3 protein-coding genes are annotated in these 3,529 nt (G+C 63.7%); 1 reads left to right on the forward strand and 2 read right to left on the reverse strand.

Annotated elements, in window-relative coordinates; genetic code table 11:
- Positions 1-1,177: IS256 family transposase (locus ACQ3I4_RS16595; RefSeq protein WP_430633832.1), on the forward strand; the 1,177-nt coding region annotated here is incomplete at its 5' end.
- A gap of 188 nt (positions 1,178-1,365) precedes the next feature.
- Here the strand turns inward: ACQ3I4_RS16595 and ACQ3I4_RS16600 are convergent.
- Together ACQ3I4_RS16600 and ACQ3I4_RS16605 are read right to left on the reverse strand one after the other, a co-directional pair.
- Positions 1,366-2,508 carry a calcium/sodium antiporter gene (locus ACQ3I4_RS16600; RefSeq protein WP_329864315.1) on the reverse strand — a complete coding sequence of 381 codons (1,143 nt, stop codon included), beginning with the start codon at positions 2,506-2,508 and terminating at the stop codon, positions 1,366-1,368.
- Positions 2,509-2,615: 107 nt separating this feature from the next.
- The coding region (locus ACQ3I4_RS16605) for an IS256 family transposase (protein ID WP_430632801.1) at positions 2,616-3,529 on the reverse strand (914 nt) is incomplete at its 5' end.

Consider the following 3,529-nt stretch of genomic DNA (forward strand, 5'->3'; position numbering starts at 1 on the left):
GGAAGCGAAGGAGAAGGGCGTCAGCCTGGTCGGCCCGGACGGGCTGCTCGCCGGGCTAACGAAGCGGGTGCTGGAGACTGCGCTCGAGGTCGAGATGACCGAGCACCTCGGTTATGACAAGCACCAGCCCAGCACCGGCGAGAATGCCCGTAACGGGACGCGGGCGAAGACCGTGATGACCGAGGTCGGTGCAGTGCAGATCGACGTTCCCCGGGATCGTGAGGGGTCGTTCCAGCCGAGGATCGTGCGCAAGCGGCAGCGTCGGCTGGACGGGATCGACGAGATCGTGCTGTCATTGACCGCGCGCGGGCTCACGACCGGTGAGGTCGCGGCGCACTTCGACGATGTCTACGGAGCCAGCGTCTCGAAGGACACGATCTCGAAGATCACCGACAAGGTGATCGAGGAGATGACCGAGTGGCAGAACCGTCCGTTGGACCGCGTCTACCCGGTGGTGTTCATCGACGCGATCGTCGTGAAGGTGCGGGACGGGCAGGTGCGCAACAAACCGTTCTACGTCGCCGTCGGCGTCACCACGGGCGGGGAACGCGACATCCTCGGGATCTGGGCCGGCGACGGTGGTGAGGGCGCGAAGTTCTGGCTCGGCGTGCTCACCGAGATCAAGAACCGCGGCGTCGAGGACGTCTGCATCGTCGTCTGCGACGGGCTGAAAGGCCTCCCGGACGCGATCAACACGACGTGGGAGCTGACGACGGTGCAGACATGCATCATCCACCTGATCCGCAACACGTTCAAATACGCGTCGCGGAAGTACTGGGACCAGATCGCCCGCGACCTCAAGCCGGTCTATACCGCCGTCAACGAAGCTGTCGCGAGGGCCAGGTTCGAGGAGTTCGCCGAGAAGTGGTGCACCATGTATCCCGCGATCCGGCAGCTCTGGGAGAACGCATGGGCGGAATTCATCCCGTTTCTGGACTACGACGTCGAGATCCGCCGCATCATCTGCTCCACGAACGCGATCGAGTCGCTCAACGCCCGCTACCGGCGCGCCGTCCGTGCCCGCGGGCACTTCCCCAACGACGCTGCCGCGCTGAAATGCCTGTATCTCGTGACCCGGTCGCTTGACCCGACGGGGCAAGGTCGGGCACGGTGGGTCACGAGGTGGAAGCCCGCGCTCAACGCCTTCGCTATCACCTTCGAAGGCCGAATCAACTGACAATGCGCCAGGCCAGATCCACCGTTAATCTGACAGACCCGGCAAGTCCGTAACCTGCTTCGCATCAAGAGGGGTGCAGAACGGATTTGACCCGCGTGGGGGGTCTGGCGCTGATCGGGGGGACTATCTGGTGCCTGGGTGGCGCGCGGTATTGACAGGCCCGGGTTGATCTAGTCAGCGGCTCGTGGTCAGGACGGACGGGGGGTTGTGCCGCTGCCTTGTCGGCCCTTACGCAGCCCGATTTCGTATGCGGTGAAGGCGATCAGCGTCACCGTGATCAATGGGAGGACAAACCATGCCATCACGGCGGTAAATCCTTCCAGTGCGTCGTGTGCGGTGGCAGCCAGGATGAGATACCCGAGGTAAACCAGATACAGGGCTACGAACAGGGCGCCTTCCCATCGCGCCACCGTGAAGCCAGTGAAGGCTACGGGCAGCAAGGCGATCGCGGCCGCCAACATTACCGGGATATCGAAGGCCAGGGCGGCGCTGGATACGGGAATGCCCTCGAGGGAGATCATGGCTGGCAACCCGAGCACGACTCCGATGTTGAAGATGTTGCTGCCGACCACGTTGCCAATCGCCAAGTCACGTTCGCCACGGCGCACGGCGATGAGGGAAGTCGCCAGCTCAGGCAGAGATGTGCCGATGGCCACGACGGTTAAACCGACCACTAGGCTGCTCACCCCTAGCGTGGTGGCGGTGTTCACCGCGCCCTCGACGAGGAGCGTGGCCCCGGTTACCAGGAGAGCAACTCCGAACACCACGAGCAGAATCGACTTTCCGCTCGAGGCCACAGGCAATTTCTGGGCCTGGGCGGAGGTGCCGATACCCAGGGAACCCTCAGCCAGCTGCATAACAGGGGCCTTGGACTGTGTCCTTCTGCGGCCGATGGTGACGGTCAGCACGGTGTGAGCGACCACGGCACCGAACAGGATTAGCCCGTCTACCGCGCTGATCACCCCGTCGAGGCAGACCAGCAGCAACGCCGCGGACAGAGAAAGCATCAGGGGGAGATCAAAGCGCACCAACCGTTGTGTCGCGGCCAGCGGCAGAACTAGAGCGGAGAGGCCGAGAATGAGCAAGACGTTAGCAATGTTGCTGCCGACCACATTGCCCACCGCCAGTCCGGGTTCGTCGCGCAGGACCGCACCGATACTCACCGAAAGCTCGGGCGCCGACGTGGCCGCCGAGACCACGGTGAGCCCGACCACCAGGGAGGAAACCCCCGCTCGACGAGCCAAGGCGGAGGCCCCTCGCACCAGTACCTCCCCGCCCAGCACCAGCAGCACCAACCCGACAATGATCCGCCCCAGGTCTAGAAGGTCCATAAGTAGGAGTGTACGGATCACAACCCGAGTCGCGATGAGCACTCCATCGACCCGGTTGAGCACCCGCATGGGGACTATCTCATTAACGGTGTATCCGGCGGTTTCTTTTAGTAGCTTTCAGCGGCCGGGAATCGGTCGCTGAAAGTGATGGCGAAGGCGTTCAAAGCGGGCTTCCAACGCACGGCCCATCGGGTCTTGCCGGCACCGGTCGGATCGAGGGATCGGGTGACCAGATACAGGCACTTTAGCGCAGCCTGCTCGGTGGGGAAATGACCCCGGGCCTTCACGGCGCGCCGGTACCTGGCGTTGAGGGATTCGATCGCATTGGTCGAGCAGATCACGCGCCGGATTTCCACGTCATAGTCCAGGAACGGGATGAACTCCTCCCACGCGTTCTCCCACAGCCGCACGATGGCCCCGTATTTCTTGCCCCAGCGCTCGGTGAGCTCCTCGAACGCCGCCCTGGCGGCCGCAGCGTTCACGGCGGTGTAGATGGGCTTCACGTCCCGTTTGAGCGCGTCCCAGTCCTTCTTCGAGGCCAGGCGGAAGGTATTGCGGATCAGGTGGATGATGCAGGTCTGCACGGTTGTCAGCGGCCAGACGTTGGTGACGACTTCGGGCAGGCCTTTGAGGCCGTCGCAGACCAGGAAGAAGGTGTCTTTCACGCCGCGGTTCTTGATGTCGGTGAGCACGCTCATCCAGAACTTCGCGCCCTCACCGCCGGTGCCGGCCCACAGGCCGAGGATGTCCTTCTCACCCTCCAGCGTCACGCCGATCGCGGCGTAGACGGGCCGGTTGGCGACCTGCCCGTCGCGGACCTTGACGACGATGGCGTCGATGAAGATCGCCGCGTAGACCTCATCCAGCGGCCGGTTTTGCCACGCGGCCATCTCGTCGAGCACCCTGTCGGTGATCCGCGAGACGGTCTCCTTTGACACGGACGCACCGTAGATCTCGGCGAAGTGCGCGCTGATTTCCCCGGTGGTCAGGCCCTTGGCATAGAGCGACAGGACCATCTCAT

It is taken from the genome of Zafaria sp. Z1313 (assembly GCF_050563205.1).
GTDB lineage: Bacteria > Actinomycetota > Actinomycetes > Actinomycetales > Micrococcaceae > JAZDCJ01.